Source organism: Marinospirillum sp. (assembly GCF_044810985.1).
Taxonomy (GTDB): domain Bacteria; phylum Pseudomonadota; class Gammaproteobacteria; order Pseudomonadales; family Halomonadaceae; genus Marinospirillum.
Genome location: NZ_CP085242.1, coordinates 3,095,285 through 3,116,866, shown reverse-complemented (window position 1 = coordinate 3,116,866; position 21,582 = coordinate 3,095,285). Strand labels below are relative to the sequence as shown.

Annotated in this window: 17 protein-coding genes and 3 tRNA genes; 12 read left to right on the top strand and 8 right to left on the bottom strand. The window is 54.2% G+C overall.

Annotated features, from left to right (window positions below):
• Positions 1–31 precede the first annotated feature (31 nt).
• The 3 genes from LG323_RS14730 to ppc all read right to left on the bottom strand — a co-directional run bounded on the left by LG323_RS14730 (position 32) and on the right by ppc (position 3,776).
• A complete protein-coding gene (locus LG323_RS14730) occupies positions 32–496 on the bottom strand; it encodes a YaaR family protein (RefSeq protein WP_310695534.1) in 465 nt (154 codons plus the stop codon).
• A 2-nt stretch (positions 497–498) separates the two neighbouring features.
• Positions 499–1,017, bottom strand: coding sequence for a DUF2489 domain-containing protein (locus tag LG323_RS14725; protein WP_404417780.1), 519 nt, complete (start codon positions 1,015–1,017; stop codon positions 499–501).
• A 104-nt stretch (positions 1,018–1,121) separates the two neighbouring features.
• Entirely contained in the window at positions 1,122–3,776 is a 2,655-nt protein-coding gene (gene ppc, locus LG323_RS14720) for a phosphoenolpyruvate carboxylase (protein ID WP_404417776.1), read from the bottom strand.
• 153 nt (positions 3,777–3,929) lie between these two features.
• Between ppc and LG323_RS14715 the strand changes: the two genes are divergently transcribed.
• From LG323_RS14715 to LG323_RS14700, 4 genes are all read left to right on the top strand, one after another.
• Positions 3,930–4,006: transfer RNA gene (locus LG323_RS14715), tRNA-Met, on the top strand.
• Positions 4,007–4,103: 97 nt separating this feature from the next.
• Positions 4,104–4,179, top strand: a tRNA-Asn gene (locus LG323_RS14710).
• A 25-nt stretch (positions 4,180–4,204) separates the two neighbouring features.
• Positions 4,205–4,280 (top strand) — tRNA-Asn (locus LG323_RS14705).
• A gap of 55 nt (positions 4,281–4,335) precedes the next feature.
• On the top strand, positions 4,336–4,785 hold the full coding sequence (locus tag LG323_RS14700) for a YqaA family protein (RefSeq protein ID WP_404417773.1): 450 nt from the start codon (positions 4,336–4,338) through the stop codon (positions 4,783–4,785).
• Here LG323_RS14700 and LG323_RS14695 read toward each other — a convergent pair whose 3' ends face one another.
• Complete coding sequence (locus LG323_RS14695) at positions 4,786–6,090, bottom strand: M18 family aminopeptidase (RefSeq protein ID WP_404417770.1); 1,305 nt, start codon at positions 6,088–6,090, stop codon at positions 4,786–4,788. It lies immediately after the preceding gene.
• A 161-nt stretch (positions 6,091–6,251) separates the two neighbouring features.
• On the opposite strand from LG323_RS14695, the gene LG323_RS14690 reads away from it, so the two are divergent.
• Entirely contained in the window at positions 6,252–8,318 is a 2,067-nt protein-coding gene (locus tag LG323_RS14690; RefSeq protein ID WP_404417767.1) for a carboxy terminal-processing peptidase, read from the top strand.
• A gap of 171 nt (positions 8,319–8,489) precedes the next feature.
• Here LG323_RS14690 and LG323_RS14685 read toward each other — a convergent pair whose 3' ends face one another.
• A complete protein-coding gene (locus LG323_RS14685; protein WP_404417764.1) occupies positions 8,490–9,170 on the bottom strand; it encodes a thiopurine S-methyltransferase in 681 nt (226 codons plus the stop codon).
• Positions 9,171–9,369: 199 nt separating this feature from the next.
• Here LG323_RS14685 and miaB point away from each other — a divergent pair, with 199 nt between their 5' ends.
• From miaB to LG323_RS14655, 6 genes are all read left to right on the top strand, one after another.
• Positions 9,370–10,737 (top strand): tRNA (N6-isopentenyl adenosine(37)-C2)-methylthiotransferase MiaB, encoded by a 1,368-nt coding sequence (miaB, locus tag LG323_RS14680; protein ID WP_310695527.1) that lies wholly within the window; start codon positions 9,370–9,372, stop codon positions 10,735–10,737.
• 21 nt (positions 10,738–10,758) lie between these two features.
• A complete protein-coding gene (locus LG323_RS14675) occupies positions 10,759–11,862 on the top strand; it encodes a PhoH family protein (RefSeq protein ID WP_310695526.1) in 1,104 nt (367 codons plus the stop codon).
• Positions 11,859–12,353, top strand: coding sequence for an rRNA maturation RNase YbeY (ybeY, locus tag LG323_RS14670; protein WP_310695525.1), 495 nt, complete (start codon positions 11,859–11,861; stop codon positions 12,351–12,353). The genes LG323_RS14675 and ybeY overlap by 4 nt, the downstream gene beginning before the upstream one ends.
• An 8-nt stretch (positions 12,354–12,361) precedes the next feature.
• Positions 12,362–13,240: a transporter associated domain-containing protein gene (locus tag LG323_RS14665; RefSeq protein WP_310695524.1), complete on the top strand. Its 879-nt coding sequence runs from the start codon at positions 12,362–12,364 to the stop codon at positions 13,238–13,240.
• Positions 13,230–14,759: an apolipoprotein N-acyltransferase gene (gene lnt / locus LG323_RS14660; protein ID WP_404417759.1), complete on the top strand. Its 1,530-nt coding sequence runs from the start codon at positions 13,230–13,232 to the stop codon at positions 14,757–14,759. Before LG323_RS14665 ends, lnt begins: the two co-directional genes overlap by 11 nt.
• Positions 14,760–15,046: 287 nt before the next feature.
• Entirely contained in the window at positions 15,047–16,603 is a 1,557-nt protein-coding gene (locus LG323_RS14655) for a methyl-accepting chemotaxis protein (protein WP_404417756.1), read from the top strand.
• On the opposite strand, the gene LG323_RS14650 is transcribed toward LG323_RS14655, so the two are convergent.
• The gene (locus LG323_RS14650) at positions 16,600–17,130 is read right to left on the bottom strand and encodes a hypothetical protein (RefSeq protein WP_310695521.1); all 531 of its coding nucleotides are present in this window, start codon (positions 17,128–17,130) and stop codon (positions 16,600–16,602) included. The two genes, LG323_RS14655 and LG323_RS14650, sit on opposite strands and share 4 nt — an antisense overlap.
• A 34-nt stretch (positions 17,131–17,164) precedes the next feature.
• Positions 17,165–18,883, bottom strand: coding sequence for a serine/threonine-protein kinase (locus LG323_RS14645; protein WP_310695520.1), 1,719 nt, complete (start codon positions 18,881–18,883; stop codon positions 17,165–17,167).
• A gap of 195 nt (positions 18,884–19,078) precedes the next feature.
• Between LG323_RS14645 and ppa the strand changes: the two genes are divergently transcribed.
• Positions 19,079–19,606 (top strand): inorganic diphosphatase, encoded by a 528-nt coding sequence (ppa, locus tag LG323_RS14640; protein ID WP_310695519.1) that lies wholly within the window; start codon positions 19,079–19,081, stop codon positions 19,604–19,606.
• A gap of 21 nt (positions 19,607–19,627) precedes the next feature.
• Here the strand turns inward: ppa and LG323_RS14635 are convergent, their stop codons facing one another.
• Positions 19,628–21,574: a putative bifunctional diguanylate cyclase/phosphodiesterase gene (locus tag LG323_RS14635; RefSeq protein WP_404417753.1), complete on the bottom strand. Its 1,947-nt coding sequence runs from the start codon at positions 21,572–21,574 to the stop codon at positions 19,628–19,630.
• Positions 21,575–21,582 lie beyond the last annotated feature (8 nt).

The window sequence follows — 21,582 nt, the reverse complement described above, 5'->3', positions numbered from 1 at the left end:
TTCTACTCCAAACAAGATATTCAAGACCGGGTCAGGACAAAAGATCGACCACCAGACCTTTGATATTAAATAAGCGACGGGCAATGGAGACCCGATCCTTCTGTTCGTTCATCACCAGATTCAACAACTCTTCCGCTTCGGCATCAATCTGGCGAATGACCTGGTGGCGATCGGCCGGATGCCAGCCAGGCCCGACGCTGTCCACCTGAAACCCACCCTTGACCACCTTGCCAACCAGATTGGACAAGAGCGCCCGAAAAACCTCCAGGTTACCCACCGTGGGGTTGCGTTCCAGCTCTTCGCCTGCCTTGCCCAGCAGTTCCTGCAGTTGGTTGAGTTCTTTTTTCAGCTCGGCACGTCCACCCACAGAAATCTGTTGCATCAACTGGTCATTGAAAGTGCTTTTCTTTCTTTCTGACTTGTCCGATTTACCGGCCGGACGGCCTTTCTGACCATCGGAGCGCAGGTTTTTCAGCATGGTATTTACGGGAATCATGCTTAACTTCCTTTCGAGGCCGCGTTAACGAACAGGGGATTGGATGGCTTGACCCCCTGATTTTCACAAAAGCTGCGCAGAGCTGTGGCTCCTTGTTTGATCTGGGCTTCAAACTGCTCTTCCAAAGCCCGGCGTTCCTGATCCTGCTTTTCTTTTTCGTCTTTGGGTAGATCTTCCCTGGCCTGGTGAGTCGCCAGATGTTTGGCTTTCTGGTGGACCTGATCAAAAATCACCAGATCTTCACGCAGAACATGACCGCCTTCATCCAGCAAATCCAGCAGCACACGGACTCGGAGGCAACCCTCTGTAGGGTTCATCTGTTCATCCTCAAGGGCGCGGGCGAGGATTTCCAGGTTTTCCAGAATATTGCTGCGAGCCTGCCGGGTTTCCTTTTCCCGGTTCTCTTTGGCCTGGGCAACCTGACGCTTGGCTTCCAGGTGCAGATGCAGGGCGTAGCCTGCCAGGGGAATCAGGAAGGCTATAGCCACAGCCAGCAGGATGGCGGCACTTTGAGCTGTCATTTCCAGGGTGGTCTCCCGTTGTGCAGTACACAATCAAAAAAGGGGCTGTCATTTCAGCCCCAAGGATAGCAGATGAAAGGGAGTTAAGGCACCAAGTAGGTGACTTAACCTGTGTTGCGCAGTCCGGCAGCAATACCGGCCATGGTTACCATCAAAGCCCTTTCCAGGATCACGGGATTCACATCAACCGGGCAGTTTTCTCCACTCTCACAGGCCCGCACCCTGGCCAATAATTCGGCCTGCAACTGATGCAGGGGAATGATGTAGGGATTGCGAACGCTGATGGCCTGGCGCGTCAGGGGCACCTGTTCCAATAACTGGGTTTGTTCGCGCACTTCCAGCAGCTTTTCCATCAGAAGCTGAACTCTGGAGCGAAGCTTGCGACCCAGAGGCTTGAGTTCTTCGACCACCAGGGCTTCTTCGTATTCTTCCACAGAAGCCAGGTCCACCTTGGCCAGAACCATTTCCAGCATGTCCATGTTACTGGCAAAAAAGGGCCAGCCTTCAATCATCTCCCGCAGGGCAGCACTTTCCCCCTGGTCGATGGCCTTCAGCAGGGCTTCATCGCTGCCCAGCCAGGCGGGCAGCATCAGGCGCACCTGAGTCCAGGCGAAAATCCAGGGGATGGCTCTCAGGCTTTCAATCCCCCCCGAGGCTTTGCGCTTGGCCGGGCGACTGCCCAGAGGCAACTTGGCCAGTTCCTGCTCAGGTGTCAGCTGGCGGAAGTAGCGCACAAAGTCCGGGGTATCCTTGACCAGAGCACGATAACTGGTCACGGCATCATCAGCCAGGCGATTCATGAGCTCCCGCCATTCCGGTTTGGGTGCAGGCGGCGGTGCCAGAGTGGCTTCCAATACCGCACTGGTATAAACCTCCAGGGCTCTTTCCGCCAGGGCCGGAAGCCCGAACTTGAAGCGAATCATTTCACCCTGCTCGGTGACTCGCAGGCGACCCTGCACGGAGCCGGGGGGTTGCGCGAGAATGGCCGCCTGGGTGGGGCCGCCGCCGCGACCCACAGTGCCACCACGACCATGAAACAGGGTGAGGTGAACCTGGTGCTTGGCACACACCTGGGTGACGGCTTCCTGAGCACGATATTGAGCCCAGGAGGCAGCCAGTTGTCCGGCATCCTTGGCGGAATCGGAATAGCCGATCATGACTTCCTGGCGACCTGCGGTATAGTCCTGATACCAGGGAAGAGAGAGCAGGCCATCGATCACTTTGGGTGCTCTGTCAAGATCCGCCAGGGTTTCAAACAAGGGCACGATGCGCATGGGTCTTTCCACACCGGCGGTTTTCAGCAGCAGGGCCACGGCCAGCACATCCGAAGGCTGGGCGGCCATGGAGATCACATAAGCACCCAGTGCGTCGGCTCTTTCCCGGGCAATCACCTGGCAGGTATCCAGCACCTCCCGGGTTTCATCACTGCAGGGCCAGCTGACCGGCAGCAGGGGTCGGGGGTTGTCCAGCTCACTGAGCAAAAACCTGATGCGCTCCTGTTCATTCCATTCGGCATAGTTACCCAGACCCAGAAATTGCGTGGCTTCGGCCAGGGCCTGCTCATGGCGCGGAGCTTCCTGACGAACATCCAGACGCAGAAGATTCATCCCAAAGGCGGAAAGGCGACGCAGGATGTCTCTCAGCAGGCCGTCAGCAATGATCTGCATGCCCTGTTCGCACAGGGATTCATAGCAGAGCATCAGGGGTTCGCGCAGACCGTCGGCATCAAAAAGAATCCGTTCATCATCGTAGGGCTGTCCATCCAGATGCGCCTTCAGCCAGTCCAGTGTTGCTCGGAGCCTTTCCCTGACCTGCCCCAGCAAGACCCGGTAGGGTTCCTTGACCGGGCCAACACGATTGGTGAGTTTTTCACAGGCCTGATGCATGGACAGTTCGGAGCGCAGCTGATCAATGTCGCGGTGGTAGAGATCGGCCGCCATCCAGCGCGATAACCAGAGCACTTCCTGGGTGATTCTGGCCGTCACTCTGGGGTTGCCATCCCGGTCGCCCCCCATCCAGGAAGCAAAACGAATCGGGGCCGCATCCAGTGGCAGGGTTTCACCCGTAAGCTGTTCGATCTGCTGATCCAGAGCACGGTAGTAAGCCGGTACAGCCTGCCAGAGGGAGTTTTCTATCACAGCAAAGCCCCACTTGGCTTCATCAACCGGCGAAGGGCGTTGGCTGCGGATTTCATCAGTGTGCCAGGCCTGGGCAATCAGCTCTTCCAGACGCCGCAGTACCGGCTCACGATTTTTTTCCGCTGGAGTATTTTCATACTGATAAAGGCTGGCATCCAGAGCATCGTATTTTTGAATCAGGGTGCGCCGACTGACTTCGGTGGGGTGAGCAGTGAATACCAGCTCGACTTGCTGCTGACTCAGGGCCTCCAGAATCTGTCTGGATGACAAACCCTGCTCCTGCAGGGCTTCCAGAAGCCGACTGAAACCCGGCTGTTCACCACGGCGGTAATCCTCCACCACCCTTTCACGCGCACGATAGTGTTGCTCTGCTGCATTGGCCAGATTAAGGAACTGGGTAAAGGCCCGTGCCACAGGAAGCAGTTCTTCATCTTTCAGGTTGTTCAAGGCTTCGCTGAGAACCTGGGGGGCCACTTCACCCTGATGAACCTGCTTGGAAAGGTGGCGAATCGATTCCACCAGCTCCAGAAACTCTTCCCCAAGCGCTGCGCTCATGGTGCGCCCCAGACCCTCGCCCAGCACTCTGACCTGCTCACGCAAGGATGCATCCAGATTTGTCATCACGCCTTACCTCTTCAGTTTTTAAACGGCTTGCAATAAGTCCAACTCTGGCATGGCTTCGCAGGTGCAGCAAGAGCTTAACTCAAAAGTCCCGGTGTTTTTTTCATCCAGGGCTTGCTAAAAGCTACAGGATCCTTATAATGCGCACCCGTTGGCTATGTAGCTCAGCTGGTTAGAGCACATCACTCATAATGATGGGGTCCCCTGTTCGAATCAGGGCATAGCCACCACCTTTTTACTGAAAAGGTCAGGTAAATCAAGTCAAGGGGTTGACCCGCAAGCTTTTTTACCTAGAATATACCCCCTCAGTGAAAGAAGTTGAAATGTTCCCGAATAGCTCAGTTGGTAGAGCAGTTGACTGTTAATCAATTGGTCGCAGGTTCGAGTCCTGCTTCGGGAGCCAATTCAACACTGCATTAAAGCACAATTCCCGGATAGCTCAGTTGGTAGAGCAGTTGACTGTTAATCAATTGGTCGCAGGTTCGAGTCCTGCTCCGGGAGCCAACTTTAACACCTCCCCTTTTTAATACCCAATCCAACCTGTTATTAATTCCCGATCATGCTGGAAACCCTGTTTCTTGGTCACCCGTTACTCTGGGTTTTTATTGTTGGTTTCCTGTCGGCTACCCTCTTGCCCGGTGGTTCCGAAGCTTTGGTGGTCACGCAAAGCTGTCTCGGCCAGCCCCTGCTGGGTCTTTGGCTGGTTGCAAGCATCAGCAACACCCTCGGCTCTGTGGTGAACTGGGCATTGGGGCGCTATCTATTACACTTTGAAAACCGCCGCTGGTTTCCCATCAGTCCCGAGCAAAGGCTCAAGGGTGAACGCTGGTTCGCCCGCTGGGGTTACTGGTCACTGCTGTTTGCCTGGCTGCCGCTTGTCGGTGACCCCCTGACCCTGGTTGCCGGCGTGCTGAGAGTTCACTGGTTGCCTTTTTTGCTGTTGGTTGCTCTGGGCAAAGCCCTGCGCTATGCAGTCATTATCTACGCCGCAGGGCTGGCCGGCTGCTGATCAGACTTTTTCTACACTCATAAAGGCCACCAGTGCGCGGGCCAGATACCAGGGGTCCTGGCTGCCCACGGTTTCGCGGATGGAGTGCATGGCCCACTGGGGTACGCCGACGTCCACTACCCGAACACCCAAACGCGTGGAGGTGATGGGGCCGATGGTGCTGCCACAGCCCATGTCACTGCGCACTACAAAGCGCTGGCAGGGTACTTCCGCCGCCTTGCAGAATCCGGCAAACAGGGCACTGGTCTCACTGGTCGTGGCATAACGCTGGTTGGCATTCACCTTGATCACCGGCCCGGCATTCATTCTGGGGCCATGGTTTTCATCATGACGATCCGGGAAGTTGGGGTGCAAGGCGTGGGCATTATCACAGGAAATCATCAATGAGTGGCTGATCATGCGCTGATAAGCCACTTCATCCCCCGCCATACGACGCAATACACTTTCCAGGAAAGGCCCTTCGGCACCAATTGCCGAAGCACTTCCGACCTCCTCATGGTCATTGCACACCAGCAACGAGGTTGCCTCTTGTGGGCGATCAATGGCCAGAAGCGCTTCCAGGCCGACATAGCAGGACAAGAGATTGTCCAGGCGTGCAGACGCCAGATACTCCTGTTTTAAACCCGTCAGGGCCGGTGGCTGGATATCATAGAAACACAGATCATAATCAACCACTTCCGCCACTTCATGACCTTCCTCCTGCAACCAGTTGGCCAGCAGCTTACGAAAAGCAATGCCCGGCTGATCGTCTTCATGGGCCTGGCAGAGAACCACCGGCAGATGTTTCTGTGGATTCACTTCCATGCCTTTATTGGCTTCACGATTCAGATGAATCGCCAGAGAGGGAATCACAGCCAGAGGCTTGCGTAAATCCAGCAAAGCTTCACGCAGGTGGCCCTGCTGGTCCCAGTACTGGACCTGCCCGGCCAGGGACAAATCCCGATCAAACCAGGGATTCAGCAGAGCCCCTCCATAAACCTCCACACCCAGTTGCAAGCAACCATGACGAACAATTTCGGCGTGGGGTTTAACCTTTAAACAGGGGCTGTCCGTGTGCGCCCCCAGCATTCTGATCCCCGCATCTTCAACAGCCTGCAAACCCTGTCGCCAGGCAATAATCGACTTACCACCCCGAATCACAAAATAACCCTGCCCCGCTTGCAGTTGCCAGGCATCCACTTCAGAAAGCTGTTTAAAGCCTGCATCCAGCAATTGCTTTTGCATGCTTTGCACAGCATGAGCGGGGGTGGAGCCTAACTGTAAAAAGCTCATCAAACCTTGATTGAAAACTTCCAATTGCTGCATTTCTTTACCTTCTTGCCGGGTGAACACTTGTTATAACTTGGTAAGCCAGGGCTGTTATCAACCTCAGCATAGGTTATGCTTGGGGTTACCTATAAAACTTATTTTAATCGTAAGACTCTACAGCTAATAGCTTTAAATCTGTTTACGGGAGTAACAACCGAATGCAAGCCTCACTCTGGCGCTGGCTGTTTATCAGCTTACTTCTGCTCAGCCTGGGCATCAGCCTTCAAGCTACGGCAGAAACCTCGACACGCGAACACACGCCACTTGCGGAACTGGAGCCTAGCAGTTCACAACGCCAGGTTGCCAAGGAAGTCACACGCCTACTGACTCACCAGCATTTTGCTGATATTACTTTAGACAGCAAGCTGGAAGAACAGGCAATGGAAAATTACCTGCAACAACTGGACCCCAACAAGGCCCTGCTGACACGCTCGGAAGCCGAAGCCCTGCTGGATCGAACCTCCGAACTGGAAGCGGCCCTGGTCAAGGGGGAACTGGATTTTGCCTTTGATGTATTTGTCACGGTGACCAGTAAACAGAAAAAGCGCCTGGAAGATGCTCTTACCCAACTGAAAAACGAGCTGGACAGCTTTGATTTTACCAGTGAAGAACGCTTTCAGGCCGATCGTCGCGAAGCAGACTGGCCAGAAAGCCAGGCAGAAATTGAAACCTACTGGCAGCATCGACTCACCCACGAGCTGCTTAGCCTGATGAACTCCGAGCAATCGGCTGAAGAAGCCAGAGACCTTCTGGTGCGCCGCTATGAAAACCGTTTGAATCGTCTGAAACAAACCAATAATGACGATATTTTTCAAAGCTTCATGAATGCTTTCACCACCAGCGTAGACCCTCATACCAATTATCTCACACCTCGCCGCAGTGACAGCTTCAATATCCAGATGAAGCTTTCCCTGGAAGGCATTGGTGCCATGCTGCAATCCGAGAACGAATACACCAAGGTGGTCAGCCTGGTTCCGGGTGGCCCAGCGGATCGTCAGGGTGAGCTGGAACCAACCGATCGCATCATCGGTGTCGGTCAGAGCAAGGATGGGGAAATCGAAAATGTGATTGGCTGGCGTCTGGATGAAGTGGTTGACAAGATTCGCGGCCCCAAAGGATCCACTGTGCGCCTGGAAGTTCTGGCCGCAGACAACACCGAAAGACGCGTGATAGAAATTGAGCGCAATGCCGTGCAACTGGAAGACCAGGCGGCCAGCAAACGCATTATTAAAACTCAGGTTAACGGTGAAACCCGCAAAGTCGGTGTGATTGAGATTCCCACTTTTTACCTGGATTTTGAAGGCCAGCAGAATAACACCAAGGATTACCGCAGCACGACGCGGGATGTCAAACGCCTGATTGACGAACTCCAGGAAGAGGACATTGATGGCCTGGTCATTGACCTGCGCAACAATGGTGGTGGCGCCCTCCAGGAAGCCAACAGCCTGGTGGGACTGTTTATTCCCCGTGGCCCGGTGGTTCAGGTCAAGGACGCCGATGGCAATGTGCAAATCCTGGGAGACAATGATGGCCAGGTTCACTATAACGGTCCCCTGGGTGTGGTAATCAACCGCCTGTCAGCCTCAGCCTCGGAAATCTTTGCCGGAGCCATCCAGGATTACGGTCGCGGCCTGGTGGTTGGCGAACAGTCCTTTGGCAAGGGTACAGTGCAAACCATTCTCGACCTGAGTGAGGGGCAACTGAAAATCACCCGCGCCAAGTTCTACCGGATTTCCGGTGGCAGCACTCAACACAAGGGAGTGATTCCCGACATCACCTTCCCACCGCTTTATGATTCAGAGCGCATCGGGGAAAGTGCCTCAGAAAATGCTCTGGCCTGGGATCAGGTTGAACCCGTCATCCCGCCCAGAAATTCTGCAATCCAGTCCATGATCGAACAGCTGGAAAGCCGTCACCTGGAAAGAGTCCGTGACGATCCCAATTTCCAGTTCCTTCAAGCCCAGTCCCAGTGGATGCAAGACAACAAGGGCACACCCAGTGTCAGTCTGAACCGCAAGGTACGGCAGCAGGAAAAGAAAAAGGAAGAAGCCGCACAACTGGCCATGGAAAACCGTCGCCGTGAAGGCCTGGGTATGGAGCCGCTCAAAAGCCTGGATGATGAAGAACCGGAAGACCCGAACGATCGTGAACCCACTCCGGTGGACCTGGCCATTCTGGAAGAAACCGGAAACATCCTGATGGACTTCAAGCGCCTGGCCAACTAACCAGCTTTCGGGGCTAGGATGCCCCTTTTCAAAAACCTCTGATCAACGTCATGAGCGCAGGTCAGGCAAGGCAAAATTGCTCGAAATAGCGGAGTTTACATACAAGTAAATGAGCATTTTGAGAGCAATTTTAACGCAGCATCACCAAGCGCAATAGTTAATCAGGGGTTTTTAAGCGCTGGCATAGCGCGCCTCACAAGCATCACCCGGCAATCTCCCATAAGTTTCCGGGTCTTTACGCCGAAGCAAAAACACCTCTTCGATCACCCCGTCTTCGCGCTCGTTTCTGTGCAGCTTTTCAATTCTGAAATTACTGGCATACAGCCGTTCCACTTCCCGGTTCGTGATATTGAAGGGAGGTGTTTGCCGTTCTTCGGGGGCCTGGCGGGTAATCAGGAGTATTTGGGCTCCCGGCTTCAGGCACTGGGCCAGAAACAGGGTATAGTTCTGGCGTGCCGCCGCAGGCAAAGCCACCAGTGCGGCCCGATCATAGAGAGCATCCACCGAGTGCAGCATTTCCTGGCGCAAATGAAAAACATCCCCCGCCACGAACAGCAAAGCGCCCTGGTAAGCCAGTTTCAGCTCCCCCTGCTCGGAAAAACGCACGGGGCCTGGCCGGGCGGCCAAAAACTCTTCCTGGGCCCGCTGTGAATAATCCACACCAATCACATCATGGCCTTCGGACAACAGCCAGCTCATATCCAGGCTTTTCCCACACAAAGGCACCAGCACCCTGGCTTCGGGTGACAGACCCAGGCGCGGCCAGAAGCGCTGTAAATGCCGGTTTACCTGGGTCTGGTGAAAGCCCAATTCTTCTTCTCGCCAGACATCTTCCCAATAAGCTCTGTCCACACCGCCTCTCCAAGTTGCAATGAATTATCCACTGAAGCTGTGGATAAACCTGTCAGCATCCCTAGAATAACCACCCCTGAGGGTGGTGGCTAGCCGGAGTTACAAACTGATGAAAATTTGTTCACTGGCTCTGGTTGGCCTTCCACCTGTATAATCGCTCGTCTTAAATGCATTCACAGCAAAGGTTGGTTTTTCGCCCATGACTCAGGTCAGTGACAGCACCCCCACCAAAAAACTCTTCATCAAAACTCATGGTTGCCAGATGAATGAGTATGATTCTTCGCGTATGGCCGACTTGCTGGGTGTTTCCCATCAGTTGGAGCTTACGGATGAAGAAAGCGAAGCCGATGTTATTCTGCTCAACACCTGCTCCATCCGTGAAAAAGCCCAGGAAAAAGTTTTCCATCAACTCGGGCGCTGGAAACAGCTGAAAGAAAAGAACCCGGATCTGCTGATCGGGGTTGGTGGCTGCGTGGCCAGCCAGGAAGGTGAAAAGCTGCGTCAGCGTGCACCCTTTGTGGATATGGTGTTTGGCCCGCAAACTCTGCACCGCGTACCGGAAATGATGGATGCCACCCGCAAACAAAAGATTCCCATGGTGGATGTCACCTTCCCGGAAATTGAAAAGTTTGACCAGCTGCCTGCCCAGAAAGTCGAGGGGGTGACGGCTTTTGTTTCCATCATGGAGGGCTGCTCCAAATACTGCACCTTCTGTGTGGTGCCCTATACAAGGGGCGAGGAAGTCTCCCGTCCTTTTGATGCTGTCATGCGGGACATTCAGCACCTGGCCGATGAAGGCATTCGTGAAGTCAATCTTCTGGGGCAGAACGTGAATGCCTACCAGGGGCTGAATCCCGAAGGCGACCCCATTGATCTGGCCGAATTGATTGCCTGCATTGCTGCCGTGGAAGGCATTGACCGCATTCGTTTTACCACCTCGCATCCCGTGGAGTTTTCCGACAGCCTGATTGAAGCCTATCGGCAAATTCCCGAGCTGGTCAGCCACCTGCACCTGCCCGTTCAGTCCGGCTCTGATCGCATTCTGGCCGCCATGAAGCGTGGCCACACCCGCGATGACTACATCGACAAGATGGAGCGCATCCGGGCCAATCGCCCGGACATCAGTTTTTCTTCCGACTTTATTGTCGGCTTCCCCGGCGAGACGGCAGAAGATTTTGAGCAGACAATGCAGCTGATTGAACAAATTGGCTTTGACCTGTCGTTTTCCTTTGTCTACAGCGCCCGGCCCGGCACTCCGGCTGCCGATCTACCGGATGACACCCCCGAGCAGCTTAAAAAAGAACGCCTCTACCGCCTGCAAAAACTGATCAACCAGCAAACCCAGCAAATCAGCCGCCGCATGGTGGGCAGCAAACAGCGCATTCTTGTCACCGGTCTGGCTCCCAAAGACCCCGGCCAGTTCTCGGGGCGTACGGAAAACAACCGGGTGGTCAATGTCAACTCCGACAATCCAACCGACTATATCGGTGAATTTGTTGATGTCATCATTGAAGAGGCCTACCCTAATTCATTAAGAGGTCGCTTGGTCGCCAGCGACGAACTTTAACACCCAGAGGACTGCAAACGCTTGAATCAACCACTCGACCAGAACAAACAGGAAGCCAGCGGCAACCAGAGAGTCATACAGCTATCCCTGGAGCCTGCTGACAATCAACGTCTGGCCAATCTTTGTGGCCTGCAGGATGATCACCTCAAGCTGATCGAACAACGCTTGGGAGTGAGTCTGCGTAACCGAGGCCATGAGTTCCAGATTACCGGTGAAGCGCGTCGCGCCAATGTTGCCGCCAGTCTCCTGGAGCAACTCTACAAGGAAACCGCCAACGAGGAACTGGAACCGGAAACCCTCCATCTGCATTTGCAGGAAGCCGGTCTGGAGGCTCTGGAAGAAGAAGGTGTTGTGGATACCGGCACACCCGTCAGTATTCGCACCCCCAGAATCACCATCAAACCCAGGGGTGGCAACCAGCAGGGTTATGTCCACACCATTCGTCAGCAGGACATCAATTTCGGCATCGGCCCTGCCGGTACCGGTAAAACCTACCTGGCCGTGGCCTGTGCGGTTGAAGCCCTGATGAAAGATGAAATTCGTCGCATTCTGCTGGTACGCCCGGCAGTGGAGGCCGGTGAAAAACTCGGTTTTCTGCCCGGTGATCTGGCCCAGAAAATTGATCCCTACCTGCGCCCCCTGTATGACGCTCTTTACGAAATGCTGGGCTTTGAGCAGGTCGGCAAGATGATTGAAAAAAATGTCATTGAAGTCGCCCCCCTGGCCTTCATGCGCGGGCGTACTCTCAACAATGCCTTTGTCATCCTGGATGAAAGCCAGAACACCACCCGTGAGCAGATGAAAATGTTCCTGACGCGCATCGGTTTTGGCACCACCGCCGTGATTACCGGCGACATCACTCAGATTGACCTGCCACGCGGCACTCAATCCGGTTTGACGCACGTCATCAAGGTACTGGAAGGTGTCTCCGGCATTGGCATTACCCGCTTTGAAAACCGTGATGTCGTGCGCCACCCTCTGGTGCAACGAATTGTTGAAGCCTACGATACCAGCGAAGCTGCCGAAGAAATTGAACGCGAAGCCAAGGAAAGGCAACGCCAGGACGAAAGAGCGGCCCGCCAGGAAGCCCTGTACGCCCAGGCCTACCCGAGGCGTCCATCATGAAGCCACTCATTGACCTGCAACTGGCCACTCAGGACGCAGCGACCTGCCCATCCCGACAACAGCTGCAGGAATGGGTGCAACTGGCCTTGCTGGAATCCACTCCGCCTGAATGTGAGGTGACTCTACGCCTGGTTGACGAAGAAGAAAGCCGTCTTCTTAACCAGACTTATCGAGGCAAGGACAAGCCCACCAATGTCTTGTCTTTTCCTTTCGATGACCCCATTGATTTGGCAGCGGAAGGTGAGTTAAGTTTACTGGGTGATCTGGTGATCTGTGCTCCCCTGGTAAGCCGGGAAGCTGAACAACAAGACAAACCCTTGCAGCACCACTGGGCGCACCTGGTCATTCATGGTCTTTTGCACCTGCAAGGACTGGATCATGAAAATACGCAGGAGGCAGAAGCCATGGAAGCACTGGAGACCCGACTACTGGCAACTCTGGGGATTCCCGATCCTTACACCCCCACCCACCACCAACAGCAGGTTGACTGACAACAGCCATGAACGAAGACCGATCGAGCCGGGGGCAGCCCCCTAAAAACTGGTTTGATAAGCTCCTTTCAGCTTTCTCAGCTGAACCCAAAAATCGCCAGGAACTGGTGGATTTTCTTAAAGATGCTTCCGAGCGTCAGCTGATTGACTATGAAGCTCTGACCGTAATTGAGGGTGCCCTGCAGCTTACTGATATGCAGGTGGGTGATGTCATGATCCCACGCTCCCACATGGTGGTGGTTGGGATTGATCAGCAACCCAGAGACTTCCTGCCCACCCTGATCGAATCGGCTCACTCGCGTTTTCCGGTGATTGGTGAAACCGCCGATGAGGTTCTGGGCATTCTTCTGGCCAAAGACCTGCTTCCCCTGATTACCGACCACCAGGCCATGGAAGATTTTGATATTCGCCAGGTTATCCGACAAGCCACCTTCGTACCCGAATACAAGCGCCTTTATTCCATGCTGCGTGAATTCCGCGAAACCCATAACCATATGGCCATTGTAGTGGATGAATATGGCGGCACAGCCGGACTGGTCACCATTGAAGATGTACTTGAACAGATCGTCGGTGATATTGAAGACGAACATGATGTTGAAGAAGAAGCCGATATCCGCAACAGTGACAAGGGCACTTATCTGGTCAAGGCCCTGACTCCGATTGATGATTTCAATGATTTTTTCAAAAGCGATTTCAGTGATGAAGAGTTTGATACCCTGGGCGGCATCGTCATGCAGAAATTCGGCCACTTGCCGCGTCGGGGTGAGTCCGTGGTTCTGGATGGGCTGGAGTTTACTGTGATCAATGCCGACAATCGCCGCATTCGCTTATTGCAGGTACGACAGCTCTCCCCGGATGAAATAGCCGATCTGCCTGATGAAGACTAGACTGGCCTGGCTGGCCCGCCAGGTTACCCCTGTTTTTGCCGGTGCCGGAATCACTCTGGCCTCAGCACCTTTCAATCTCTGGCCTCTGGCGCTGCTTGCGCCTGTTGCCTTCTTGCTACTGATCAAAAATCTCACCCCGCTTCAGGCCCTGATCAAGGGCTGGCTGTTTGGGCTGGGGGTTTTTGCCAGTGGCGCTTCCTGGGTTTATGTCAGCATTCATGTGCATGGCGGTACGCCTGTCCCCCTGGCCCTGCTGATGACCGCTCTTTTTACTGCGGGCTTGGCTGTTTTTTTTGCTCTGCAGGCATGGATCTGGCAACGCTTCCTGAACGGCTATTTATGGCTGCTGACCTGGCCGGCCTTGTGGCTGCTGATGGAAGTGCTGCGTTCCTGGATTTTCACGGGATTTCCCTGGCTGCTTCTGGGAACAACCCACCTGGAAAGTCCTTTGCAGGGCTGGGCACCAATTCTGGGGGTATATGGTGTCAGCGGCCTCAGTGTTGTGGCCGGTTTGCTTCTGACCTGGGGCCTGCAACCGCATTGGTTCCACCCTAACCCCAAGTGGCAGCTCAAGCTTTCCCTGCCTTTCCCACCCAGACAGGCAGTTGCCCTGGGTTGTGCCCTGGTTATCCTTGTATCCGGCTTGCCTCTGGCACAAATCAACTGGACCCAACCCCAGGGGGAACCTCTGAGTGCCGGTCTGGTTCAGGGCAATATCGCCCAGCAGGACAAGTGGGACCCCGCCAAGCGCCAGCCAATCATTCAGCACTACCTGAACCTCAGCAAGGAAGCCGGTGCCGTGGAGGTGCTTCTCTGGCCGGAAACCGCCCTGCCTTTGACGCCAGGACAAGCTCAACCGATTATTGATCGGGCCTTGCAGCAGGCCGGTGAAAAGGCGGCCCTGGTCACCGGCCTGGCCTCGCGAGTGCCCGACCAGCCCCGGTTTTACAACAGCCTGGTCACCGCAGGCCAGGCGGAAGAGGTTTATCACAAGGTCAAGCTGGTGCCTTTTGGTGAGTACCTGCCCCTGGAAGCCTGGCTCAGGGGGGTGATTGATTTCTTTGATCTGCCCATGTCCAGTTTTATCCCCGGCCCGCAACACCCAGCCAATCTGCGTGTCCAGAACACTAGCGTGGCTCCCCTGATCTGCTATGAAGTCGCCTACCCGGATTTCAGTGCCCGCCAGGCCGTGGACACTCAATGGCTGCTGACCGTTTCCAATGACAGCTGGTTCGGACGCTCTATAGGCCCACTGCAGCACTTTCAGATTGCCCGCTTTCGGGCCCTGGAAACAGGTCGGGAAATGGCTCGGGTCACCAACAACGGCATCACCGCCGTGCTGGATCATCAGGGGCAGATCAAAGACCGTTTGCCGCAATTTCAAAGCGGCGTTTTAAAAGCCAAGATTCAACCCCGCACAGGCAACACCCCTTTTATGCTGTTTGGTTCCTGGCCCCTGCTTTTGGCTTGCCTGCTATTGCTAGCCTGGCGCACCCTGCCCGGTAAAAAAACCTGTTAATTATTTTATTTGTAACGGATCGTAGCCGTATTTATTTTGAATCAAAAAAACATATTTAATATTTATCTTTTAAAATCATGCGGTTGCTTTTACCCATAAAGCGCATATTTTATAGCATTAGCCAAAAGTAGTAGCAGCTATAACAACAAAACAACATGACCTGCATCAATAGTGCTCTTGACTCCCTTCGGTTAATCACGATAATTACCCACCAAAATCAGGGGCATACCCTTATTAATAATAAATTTAAAAATTCTGCTCATTAACAATCCGGCTGCCATGCAATCATGAGAAACAACCAACCTGTCACTCAAAAGGAATACAAGTACGAGGCGGGTGTACGCCTGGTATCGACTACTAACCTGGAAGGTGTCATCACCTACGCCAATCCCGACTTCTGTAAGGTCAGCGGCTACTCACTTGAGGAGCTGGTGGGTCAGAATCATAATATGATCCGCCATCCGGACATGCCGCCGGAGGCCTTTGCGGATCTCTGGAAAACCCTGAAGTCCGGTGAGTCCTGGATCGGTGTGGTCAAGAACCGCTGTAAAAACGGTGACCACTACTGGGTTGATGCTTATATTTCCCCACTTTATGAAAATGACCAGATCATCGGTTATCAATCAGTTCGCACCAAGCCTTCCAGCCGCCGTGTTGCCGATGCTGCCCGACTTTACAAACGCATCCGGGCCGGTAAAGCAGCTTCTGCCTCCCCCTTGCCCAGCATGCACCTCAGTGTGTTGGGCGTTGCCCTGTTTGCCCCCCTGCTGACCTGGTTGGCCATGTATTGGTTGCCGCAGTGGTCTTACCTGTGGCTATTGCTTCCCCTGCTCAGTGGACTGCTGGCCTGGTGGGGCCTGAAGCCTTTGCGTGATCTGCAAGCCCTGGCCTACAAGGTCATCAAAAACCCCCTGGCTCAGAAGATATTCACCGGCCAGCGCGGTGAAACCGGTGCCGCCACTCTGGCTTTTTATACCTACCGTGCCCGTACCCGTACCATACTGGGCCGTATGGATGACACCCTGGCGGCTTTGAAAAACATTATCGGGCAGTTGAACCAACAGGTACAAAGCAACCACTCCAGCCAGGATCAGCAGGAAAAAGACCTGGAGCTGATTGCCACGGCCATCCACGAAATGTCAGCCAGTATTCGCGAAATTGATGCCAGCATTCAGGAAAACAGTCAGCACATCGAAACCTCCAGTCAGGTCTGCTGCGATGGCCGTGAGAACATTGAAACCAGTGCCGAAAAAATCCAGCTGGTTTGTTCGGAACTGGATAAGGCTTCCACAGAAGTCGACAAGCTCAGCAAAGCCAGCAATGAAGTGGATCAGGTCATGGATCAAATTGCGGGCATTTCCGAACAAACCAATCTTCTCGCGCTCAATGCAGCCATTGAAGCCGCTCGGGCCGGTGAACAGGGACGCGGGTTTGCCGTAGTGGCTGATGAGGTGCGGCAACTGGCTGCCCGCGCTCGGGCGTCCACGGAAGATATTCGCCTGACCCTGGAACAGATACGCGGTATTGTCGGTACAGTGGTTAGCCAGATGGACACCAGCAGCCAGAGTGTCGGCCAGACCCGTGAGCAGATCCTCTATTCCATTGAAAGCTTCCAGGCCGTTGAGGAGGCCTTTGGCAACATCAGCCAGCGCGAGATTCAGGTGGCTTCAGCGGTCACTCAGCAACGCAGTGTGGCTGAAGAAATTGATGAGCGAATTCTATCCATCAGGGATCACGCCAGCACAACACTGGAAGGTTCCAAGCTGGCAACCGAGGCTTTGCAGGATTTGCGCAGCCAGGGCCAACAGCTGGAATCAACCATTAAGGCTTTCTCTTACGTTTAAGCGCGAACATCCAGAGTCTTGCGAATGAAGATACGCTCTTCACAACGGTGGCAGGGTTCCAGGCGGTGGGTGTAGCTGACTTCCACCTGCTTGCCACAGTTGGCACAAGTGAAGGCACCGGCCATGGCCAGCTCACCGGCATGGTAAAGGGTCGGGTCTTCACGGCTGTCCAGATCTTCCTGCAGCGTCTGCGCATCCACCAGGGAAGGATCAGCCACCTGACGCAGCCAGTGCATAAACTGCTCACTGAGCATGCTGGTTTCCTGGGCCAGCCACTCTTTCACCCCCTGCTCAGTTGAAGCCAGGTGGGTTCGCAAATCCTTGATGTCCCGCTTCAGCCACTCACTCATCAGCGCGGCCTCATCCCGGGTCAGGCGCTCCCACTCCTCTTCATTTTCAACCAGGCGCTCTATCTCTTTATCCAGGTCAAGCTGCTCACTGGTTTTCTCAACCTCCAGGCGAACCTGATAAAGCCGTTCTATCAGCTTGTCATACAGTTCTGCAAGACGCTCTGCTTGATCACTCATAATCTTCTCCGAATCTTGTAAGGGGTTCTTTCTGTTAGTAAAACAGACTCAACAACAAAAGCAAGAGCAACAAGCCAGCCAACCCCTTCCAGAAAGCAAGAGGTTGATCCGCAAGAGCGGATGGCGCTTCCTCGGGCTGGCCAGGGTTGGGTTTTTTCAGGTCATAGATGAATTCAGACAAACGCCGGTATCTCAATTCTGCATTGGGCTGCAAGGCTTTGCGCAGGGCGGCATCCATCCCCACCGGCAAGGCCGGGTTGAGTTGAAAGGCAGGCGTGTAGTTGAGACGGGAAAAGTCCACCTTGGAGCTGAGAGTTTCCAGTTTGCCCTGATAAGGGCGTTGGCCGGTCAGCAACTCAAAAGCGATGGCGGCAATGGAAAACTGATCGGCTCTTTCACCGGGCTCACGACCCAGACGGTACTCGGGTGCGGAGTAGGCAGTCAGACCCACGCGCCTGGCCAGGGTCAGCAAAGGTGGAAGATCTTTCATACCGGCAATGCCACAAGCCGCAAAATCAACCACCCGGATGACACCCAGCTGATCCACCAGGATGTTCTGGGGCATCAGGTACTGGTGCAAAACCTCGCGGCGATGCATGGCTCTGACGGCTTTGGTCAGTTGTTCGATCAAATCCAGCCGCACCTTCAGATCGGCATCCGGGTTTTCCTGCATCCATTCTTGCAGGGTTCGCCCTTCAATGTATTCCATCAAATAATAAAGCTGGGTTCTGGGGCGGGACAGATCCACCACCTTGGCCACATAGGGCGAGCTAACGCGTTCAACCACCCATTGCTGCATGATGAAGTGGGCAATAAATTCTTTTTTTCTGGCAATCTGTGGCGAAGGGGCTTTCAGCACCAGCTGGCGATCCGTTTGCGGATCGTAAACCCGGTAAATCCGGCTGGTGGCACTGCGTGAAAGCACCTTCTCAACCCGGTAACCATCCACTTCATCCCCGGCTTGCAGTTCTTCAGGCACAGGCAGACTGGAATAAGCCTCACCCAGACCCTCATTGGCTTCATGCGGAACCTGATCGACACGCATCAGTTGAAAACAAAAATTATAACTGGAATAACCACGCTTACTGGCTTTTTCCATGGCCTTTTGAAGGATCACGTCGCAAGCCTGATTCAGGTCTTCCGGGAACTGGCTGATCAGTTGCACGAATTCAGTGGGCATCAGGGTGCCTTTCACCGCCTGAGTGGTGAAGAGAAAGATATCGCCCTGCTTGACCTTGAAATTCAGATAGTCGATGTCCACGCTGGGGTCCATACCCATGGCCCGTGAAGGATAACGATAGCCACCCAGATAGGTGGTGTGTTCACGGTTCAGAAGTTGGAATTCAGCCCCCCGCAAGCGATACACCAGGGTGTCACCCATATGAAAGAGGTGCGCTTGCTGGCCCCGCAGCAGCAGGGCGCTCATGGAACTGATGTAGCTGCCATTGCTGACCGTGCGGCTTTGCGAATAAAGCCAGGAGTTGAGCGCCAGGAGAACGCGATTGGCTGAGGTTTTGACATCCCAGTTGTCCGGCGTTGAGTAATAGTCGGCCATAAAGCCCTTGACGCTGGTTTCACCGGCCTGCTTGGCCAGGGCATTCCGCCAGGTGGAGTCGGCAATGATACCGGCGATCCCCTTAATGGCCAGCAAGGAGTCCTTGGGATGACACACAGCCATGGAGGAGCGTGCGCTGCGCCGATCCTGAGCCAGATAAGACTGACCATAACTGACTCTTAATTCACCCAGATGCATTGGCTTATCGGTAACCTTTATCTTGTCTTAAAAAAGTGACGAGCTAGGATTCAAGTATCACCCGCCAGAAGCCAACTTCCAAGTGGCAGGCTGTTATCCCTTGGTCGTGTTGAGGCAGATGGCGTTGGAGTTATGCAGAGCTGGCAAGTATAATCCTCACGCTAATTTTTTTTACTTCTAAAGGGTCTAAAGCTAATGAGCTACAACAAGATTCCTGCTGGCAAATCTCTTCCTGATGACATCAATGTAGTCATTGAGATCCCGGCTAATCACGCTCCGGTTAAATACGAAATCGATAAAGACATGGACGCGCTGGTGGTTGACCGTTTTATGGCCACACCCATGTTTTACCCAGCCAACTATGGCTTCATCCCGCAAACCCTGAGCGATGACGGCGATCCCCTGGATGTGTTGGTCATTACCCCACACCCGGTAGAGCCTGGCAGTGTCATCCGCTGTCGTCCGGTTGGCGTTCTCAACATGACCGATGAATCCGGTCAGGATGCCAAACTCATTGCCGTTCCTCACGCCAAGCTGAGCACGGTTTACAATGATGTTCAGGACATCAATGATGTACCTGAGCTGCTGCGCAAGCAGATTGCCCACTTCTTTGAGAACTACAAGGATCTGGAAGAAGGCAAATGGGTCAAGGTTGAGGCCTGGGGCTCTGCTGATGAAGCTCGCGATGAAATCAAGAAATCAGCTGCCGCCTACAAGGGCTGAAGCCTGATCTTTCCCGCAGGTTCAGCCTGCGGGAAGCTCCTCTTTTCTGGCCTGGTGCCATAGCAACAGATCCCTGGCAGGCAAAGGCCGACTGAACCAGTAGCCCTGTCCGGTGGTGCATTTTTCCCGCATCAGGAAAGCCTGCTGTTCTGCAGTTTCCACCCCTTCCGCCAGCACTTCCAGATGCATGGCTTTGCCCATGGCAATAACGGCCGCCACTATCTCGCCACCCGTGGTGTCCTCGGGCAGATCCTTGACAAAACTGCGATCAATCTTCAGCTTGTCGATCGGCAGGCGTTTCAGATAGGCCAGGGATGAGTAGCCGGTGCCAAAATCATCAATGGCCAAAGTCAGCCCCAGAGCCTTCAGGGAACGCAGATCATTTTCGGCCTGATCCCCACGACTGATCAGTGCGGTTTCGGTAATTTCCAGTTCCAGACGCGTGGCATCAAACCCCGTTGCTTCCAGGGTTTGGGTTATTTTGTTGACCAGTTCTGCTTCGGAAAACTGGCGCGGCGACAGGTTGACTGCCAGTACCCCCAGGTCAATACCCTGGGCTAGCCAGCTTTGGAAGTCACTAATGGCCTGCTGCAGTACCCATTCACCCAGGGGGTTAATCAGACCGCTTTGTTCGGCATGGGGAATAAAGTCCATGGGCGGAACCAGGCCCTGCCTGGGGTCCTGCCAGCGCACCAAGGCTTCCACTCCCTTGCAGTCCCCTGTGTTCAGATCGATCAGGGGTTGATAAAACACACGCAGCTCATTGTTACTCAGAGCCTGGCGCAAGCGGCTTTCCATCGACAGGTATTGCTGGGCTTTTTCGGTCAGCTCGGCGGTGTAAGAGGAATAGGTGTTGCGTCCTTCATCCTTGGCCTGATACAGCGCCGCATCGGCATTGCGCAAGAGATCCTCTGCAGACGCGGCATCCTGGGGATAAAGACTGGTGCCAATACTGGCAGTCAGCCAGATTTGCTGGCCCTCCCCCAGATCAAAAGGTTCACGAATGACTTCCAGCACTTCCGCCGCCAGACGATAAAGTTCCTCCGGCTGGTGAATACCTTCCATTGCCAGCAGAAACTCATCACCCCCCAGACGGGCCAGCAGACAACACTCTGAAAAGTTCTTTTCCAGACGCTTGCCCGCAGCGATCAGTAACTCGTCACCGGCCTGATGGCCCAGACTGTCATTCAGGGTTTTGAAGCCATCCAGATCCAACAGCAAAACCCCGATACCGGTCTGCCAGCGCCGTGCTCGAATCACGGCATTATCCAGCAGCATGGACATCAGACTGCGATTGGGAAGGTTGGTCAGAGGGTCATAGTGAACCAGTCTCTGCAGGCGCACATGGGTTTCTTCCAACTGGCTGACATCGGCCAGCACGACCAGGTAACGGTTGCAACCGGCCCCTTCGATTCGGGTCACGGTCACCCAGAGGTGGCAATAGCTGCCATTCTTGCGTTTTTCCAACAGCTGGCCCTGCCACTTGTGATCCTTCTGGATCTGTCGCCAGATTTTACGGTAAAAGCCGCGTGTTTGATCCTGATTGATCAGTAGCTGGGGGCGCTGCTGCTGGAGTTCAGATTCTGTCAGACCCAGAATTTGCTCGGCAGCCGGGTTGGCCGCCTGAATGTATCGCCGGGCGTCCAAAAGCAGCAGACCTTCATTGGTTTCTTCATAAAACACCCCCGCCTGCAGCAACTCCTGACGGCTTTTCATCAAATGGCTGATGAGCTTGTCCTGAACCCATAAAGCCCGGTAAACCAGCCCGGCAATCAAAAGGCTGCTCAAGGTAATAAAAAACAGACCCTTTTTGGTCTGTAACTGGGTCTGGATGGCTGGCTCCAGGTTCAGAGCATCAATAAAGCTGTCACTGAAAACAATCCACAGGGCACTGACAACAGCATAAATACCGGCAACTTTGAGCACCTGCAAGGAGCGCGGGGACCACAAGTGGCGGAAAGGTTTCATAGCGATCC